Source organism: Zavarzinella formosa DSM 19928, from assembly GCF_000255705.1.
In the GTDB taxonomy this organism is placed as follows: Bacteria; Planctomycetota; Planctomycetia; order Gemmatales; family Gemmataceae; genus Zavarzinella; species Zavarzinella formosa.
The window spans coordinates 1,333-4,550 of sequence record NZ_JH636453.1; the positions used below are offsets into that span (position 1 = coordinate 1,333).

Genomic DNA, 3,218 nt, shown 5'->3' on the forward strand with positions numbered 1-3,218 from the left:
AAGACAGCCCGGATAGTCGTCCGAACCGATGGGTAGAGATGGTTGTCGTTGGTTCGGGTGAGATGGTCGAGGTTTCCGGCGTCGATGGAAAGAGCGGGTTTCCGCCGCGTTTGAGTTCGATGGTCGCCGTTTCTGGCGCCGAGGGCCAGAGATGGTCGCCATCGGTTCGGGCGTCGGGGTGAGAGTCTTTCGTGTCGATGGTCGGAGTGGGTTGGCCGCAGCCACCCGGTCGGAGTCGTTGCCGGGTTTGTCAAGAGGTGTGGGCAGCCGAACAAGGCACTGCAGCCGACCGGGGCCTCCGTCGTTGTCACATGGGTTTGAGCCGCCGTGCCCCGGCGGCTGAGTTTTGGGGTTCGGCCACAGAGGACCAGCATGGCCAAGGATGCCGCATACTGGCGCGGAGCAAAAGCGAGGGTCGCCGCGTTCCAGAAGGCAGATCCCCGCTTGGAGCTTGTGTTTGGCAGCAAGGGACACAAGTACGAACTCCTCCCGCCTGTGGCCGAGCCCCACCTGAACGCGTGCGAGGCCGCCCACGGGGTTTCGATTCCCCCCGACTACCGCACGTTCCTCGCCGTGATGGGCGCCGGCGGGGCCGGGCCGGATTACGGGCTCTACGACTTCCGCACGATGGACGCCTCGCACGTCGGGGAGCGGTTCCCGCTGACCGAATCGCACGAGTGGCCGGAGGCCGATGACGACCCGTTGTGGCGACTCCCGGGACTGATGACCATATCCACCTCCGGTTGCGCCATCGAATGGTTCATCGAGGTGAATGGGCCGCAACCGGGGACGATGTGGGTCGACGCCGGGCCGGGCAATGAGTTGATGCGCTGCAAGCCGTTGGCGAGTGGTTCGGTGATTGGCTGGACCGGGTCGAATTCGGCCTCCGGAAGTATGAACTCCTCCGGGCGATGGTCGCCCGACGACCGCCATTGCGCGAGGTGAAGGACATGATCGCGGTCGAGCCGCACGAGTACGTGCTGGAAGGCGTGCGGTATCTGCGCTTCCGAGGCGTCCCCGGTCAAGTCCGAGTCGATGGCGAAAGGGCTCTGTCCCTTGAGGCTGGAACCTGTTGGATTGATTAGGCCACGCCGAACCAGGCGTTGCAGCGGACCCGCCCTTCAGCCATCGGGGCTTGGCTGAGATCGTTGAAGGCGGTCCGCTGAACTTGGTTGTTCGGCGGCATGGGCTTGGATTCGGAAAGCGCCAGTCGGTTGGTCGGGTATCGGGTAAAGTCGTCGGTGCCGCTGGCCGAAGCGGGTTGAGAAGGGTGAAAGACAAAGCACTTCGCCCGGTGACGGTCACCGGTGGAGAGAACAAGGTTTCGGGCCGAACAAGTCGTTGCAGTTGACCGGCGACCAGTGTCGCGGTGAAATGGCCGGGGGTTCTCCGGCGCCGGCAACTGAACTTGGGCGTTCGGCAGCATGGGCGCGGATTCGGAAAGCGCCAGCCGGTTGGTCGGGTATTGGGGTAAAGTCGTCGGTGCCGATGGGTGAAGCGGGTTGAGAATGGTGAACGACAAAACACTTCGTCCGGTGATGGTCGCCGGACGAAGGGAACAGGGTTTCGGGCCGAACAAGTCGTTGCAGTTGACCGGCGACCGCTGTCGCGGTGACAGGAGTGCAGGTACTCCGGCGCCGGCAACTGAACTTGGGCGTTCGGCGGCGGAGGCAGAATGAACGACGATGCCGATGCTGCCGCGCCAAGTAATGATGTGGCAGACAAGCTGTTTGAATCCTTGGCCCGCTCCGTGCAAGACGTCCGCAACGCGCGTGTGGTCCGCATTGACAACAATGTCATGTGGCTGGATATCGGATTCAAGTTCGAATCGGCGCTGCCTCTTTCCGCCTGGCAAGACGGCGACTCGCCCCCAAAAGTGGGCGACGAATTCCCTGTCATCGTTGAAGATGACTTTGAGGTCGGTGACCGGCCGCTAACAGTCGCGCGCGTCCGCGTTCGCGTCACCAAGCGGGACCCAGGGTGGAAGTTTGTGGCGAACGCAAAACCGGGCGACATCCATTCGGGGCGGGTCACCCGCAGAATCGAGGGTGGATTCTTGGTGGACATCGGCGTGAACGTGTTCCTCCCGGACGAGCGTGTTCGTCCAGGAGTGCTTTCCGATCCCGAGGCATTCATCGGATGGTCCGGCGCCTGGCGCATTACGAAGGTCGATGTCCAACAAATGTCGATCGAAATTGCTCCGGCTTAGTAGCGACTCAAGCATAGCGGGAGCAGGGTTGATGCGAACGACGTCAGAACACCGAACAAACCGTTGCACCTGACGTGGCGGGCATGACGGCTTTCCATGGTTGACGGCCACGCAGCCCGCCCCGCAGGTGAACTTTGGCGTTCGGCCTCGGAGGGTCTCCGGTGTGGTGTGGCTTCCACCTGACGACGTAACCGACGGCGAGAGGTGGGTGAAGGCGCTGCTGTCGGACTTGGCCGGACTGCCGGACAACGCGGCCGAACTGCCGGAAGCAGTCTGGGACGTTCAGAGTGGGCGGGTCGCCGAGTGGTCGATGAACTACAACGTGTACGGCGTCGAGGTACTGCCGGGCGGTGCGCGGGTCACGTTCGGCTGGAGCGACCCGGACGCCTGCTCGGTCCCGCTGGACGTGCTGGCGGCAGTCGTGGCTGCTCACCTGCGGCTGTAGCCACTGGCCCGCAAAGGTAGGCCGAACTAGGCGCTGCACCAGAGCCGGCCGCATGAATTGGTTCTGGACGTGATGAGGTTCCAGATTGCGGCCGGGCTGGTAAGCTGAGTCGTTCGGCAGCAGAGAGTCACGGTTGGCGGAGGCACATGGACGACTGGATCGAGTATTCTCCGGCGGGCGGGTGGGCGTCGTTCGCCCGCAGCGAGGCGTTGACCGACGCCCTATGGGGCCGACTGCCCGCGGACGACTGGCACTACCTCAACTTCGTCGTCGGTAGTTCGGTCTGGGAGTCGCGGCGGGACGCCAGCATGGTGAGCGCCCACTCCGAGGGGAAACGAGTCGTCCACCTGGCGGCACAAGGCGGTGCCGCAAGGGCGGTCGTCAGCCACCTCGCAGTGGAGTTCGGGCTGGTCGTGGTCGTAACATCAGAGGCCGAACAAGACGTTGCAGGTGACCGGGGACCTCAGTCATCATAAACTTGATGTCAGCCGCTTCGGCCCCGGCACCTGAACCGGGTCGTTCGGCGGTGGAGCGACGGCATCCGGCGGGTTTAAGACTCGGTCC

General features: G+C 63.7%; 6 protein-coding genes. 5 read left to right on the forward strand and 1 reads right to left on the reverse strand.

Features of this window, described 5'->3' with window-relative positions; all coding sequences use genetic code 11:
* The coding region (locus BGIM_RS67635; protein ID WP_238537836.1) for a hypothetical protein at positions 1 to 182 on the forward strand (182 nt) is incomplete at its 5' end.
* A gap of 190 nt (positions 183 to 372) precedes the next feature.
* Positions 373 to 945 (forward strand): SMI1/KNR4 family protein, encoded by a 573-nt coding sequence (locus BGIM_RS59440; protein WP_029631990.1) that lies wholly within the window; start codon positions 373 to 375, stop codon positions 943 to 945.
* 136 nt (positions 946 to 1,081) lie between these two features.
* On the opposite strand, the gene BGIM_RS0144535 is transcribed toward BGIM_RS59440, so the two are convergent.
* Positions 1,082 to 1,426, reverse strand: coding sequence for a hypothetical protein (locus BGIM_RS0144535; protein WP_020476058.1), 345 nt, complete (start codon positions 1,424 to 1,426; stop codon positions 1,082 to 1,084).
* 249 nt (positions 1,427 to 1,675) lie between these two features.
* On the opposite strand from BGIM_RS0144535, the gene BGIM_RS0144540 reads away from it, so the two are divergent.
* The 3 genes from BGIM_RS0144540 to BGIM_RS0144550 all read left to right on the forward strand — a co-directional run bounded on the left by BGIM_RS0144540 (position 1,676) and on the right by BGIM_RS0144550 (position 3,130).
* Entirely contained in the window at positions 1,676 to 2,209 is a 534-nt protein-coding gene (locus tag BGIM_RS0144540; protein WP_020476059.1) for a S1 RNA-binding domain protein, read from the forward strand.
* A gap of 208 nt (positions 2,210 to 2,417) precedes the next feature.
* The gene (locus tag BGIM_RS55895; protein WP_029631994.1) at positions 2,418 to 2,654 is read left to right on the forward strand and encodes a hypothetical protein; all 237 of its coding nucleotides are present in this window, start codon (positions 2,418 to 2,420) and stop codon (positions 2,652 to 2,654) included.
* Positions 2,655 to 2,800: 146 nt separating this feature from the next.
* Complete coding sequence (locus BGIM_RS0144550; protein WP_020476061.1) at positions 2,801 to 3,130, forward strand: hypothetical protein; 330 nt, start codon at positions 2,801 to 2,803, stop codon at positions 3,128 to 3,130.
* Positions 3,131 to 3,218: the final 88 nt, after the last annotated feature.

Excerpts from the sequence above, each read along its gene's own strand:
- BGIM_RS59440 (WP_029631990.1), top strand. The coding sequence starts at position 373 with ATGGCCAAGGATGCCGCATACTGGCGCGGAGCAAAAGCGAGGGTCGCC.
- BGIM_RS0144550 (WP_020476061.1), top strand. The coding sequence starts at position 2,801 with ATGGACGACTGGATCGAGTATTCTCCGGCGGGCGGGTGGGCGTCGTTC.
- BGIM_RS0144540 (WP_020476059.1), top strand. The coding sequence starts at position 1,676 with ATGAACGACGATGCCGATGCTGCCGCGCCAAGTAATGATGTGGCAGAC.
- BGIM_RS0144535 (WP_020476058.1), bottom strand. The coding sequence starts at position 1,426 with ATGCTGCCGAACGCCCAAGTTCAGTTGCCGGCGCCGGAGAACCCCCGG.